Here is a 1,540-nt window from a genome sequence, read left to right on the forward strand (position 1 = left end):
CTTTTAGGACCCCTTATTCCATTGGACACGATAATGCTTAATGATTACACTTGTGATAACTAACTTACATGGAAGGGGGGCCTAATATGCCTAGAAAGAAAATTGATGTGATCGAGGATGTAAAAAAACAATATGTTCGAATGGCACTTGAAAGTGGAAGGATGACATCTATTGCCAATAAAGCCGGAATATCAAGAAGTACTCTCAGAAAATGGATGGATGAGTATGAGGAAGAAGTTCGTGAAGTAATGGAAGCGGAAGGTGTAACCGTTCTTTCTGAGAACCCTTCTAAAGATGAACTTCTGGCTAAGTACGAACAGGCTATGAAATTGTTAGGCGAGAAAGAACTAGAGGTAGCGATGTTAAAGAACCTTATAAAAAAAAGCCCATTCCAATAGGTTATTACTTAGAAGAAGTGAATCTTTGGGTTAGAGAAGGTTTCCCTATCAAGGGAACAACAGCTGCATTAGGAGTGAATCGATCATTGTATTATTACCACAACAAACCTGTAATGATTGATGAAGAGCCTGTTAAACGTGGTAGACCATTTCCTGGTTTCTCAAAAACTAATGACGGAACAAGAATCTCAGATGAACAGATTGAAGAATGGTTAATGGAAGCTGTTGAGGGAGAGGAAGGAATCTACGGGTATAAGAAATTGACCCAATACCTAAAAGAAACTTATTTTCTCCAGATTAACAAAAAGAAGGTACATCGTTTATGCGATAAACTGGGCATTCTTTTGCCAGTGAGACATGCCCCATCTCCTTATCCAAAAAAACTAGCTAAGAAACACGTTATTACGGCTCCTAATCAGTTATGGCAGGTAGATATCAAGTATGGCTCCATTGAGGAGAGTGGTCGTTTCTTTTTTCTTGCCAGTGCAATAGATGTCTTTGATAGGAACATTGTGGGGTATTATCGCGGTTCTAAGTGCCAAGCGATTGATATTACAGCAATGCTTCAAGAGGCTATAAGGAACCGTGAGGTCTCTATTCCTACAGAAGAAGAACGGCACTCTCTCATCATTCGGAGTGACAATGGTCCACAGTTTTTAAGTAAGGAATTTGGTGATTTTTGTTTAGAACATAAAGTGTATCATGAGAGGATTCCACCTAAGTCACCCAACCTCAATGCGTATATTGAATCATTCCATAGCATCATTGAAAGAGAGTGTTACCAACGTCATTCATTTGAGTGTTTCGAAGAAGCTTATTATTGGATTGATCATTATATGGACTTTTATAACAACCGAAGATACCATGGCAGCCTCAAATACCTTTCTCCCACAAAATATAACTGGAAATTCCGGAAAGAAGGTTTCGTCCCAGAGATGGCTGTCAACCTCTAACAAGGGGGCTCCTTCTTCACCTTACCGACCAGGAAAGTGATGACGCGAAAGGGTCAAGCGTAGTGGGCTTGACGCTGTAGTGACATCACTTATAATGCCAAGAGGTGAAGAAGGTTGACTTAAAACAAGAAACTAAGAAAACTCGAGAAAACGAAAGCTCGTGTCCAAAATTAGGGGGCCAACCCGAAT

2 protein-coding genes are annotated in these 1,540 nt (G+C 40.0%); both read left to right on the top strand.

Going from position 1 to position 1,540, the window contains the following annotated elements; all coding sequences use genetic code 11:
• Nucleotides 1–86 precede the first annotated feature (86 nt).
• Nucleotides 87–398, top strand: a complete 312-nt coding sequence (locus MLE14_RS22220) for a helix-turn-helix domain-containing protein (RefSeq protein WP_243300543.1) — start codon at nt 87–89, stop codon at nt 396–398.
• A 17-nt stretch (nt 399–415) separates the two neighbouring features.
• On the top strand, nt 416–1,351 hold the full coding sequence (locus MLE14_RS22225) for an IS3 family transposase (RefSeq protein ID WP_390629425.1): 936 nt from the start codon (nt 416–418) through the stop codon (nt 1,349–1,351).
• The last annotated feature ends 189 nt before the right edge of the window (nt 1,352–1,540 follow it).

The sequence above is a fragment of the Bacillus litorisediminis genome, assembly GCF_022808645.1.
In the GTDB taxonomy this organism is placed as follows: Bacteria; Bacillota; Bacilli; order Bacillales; family JC228; genus Bacillus_BF; species Bacillus_BF litorisediminis.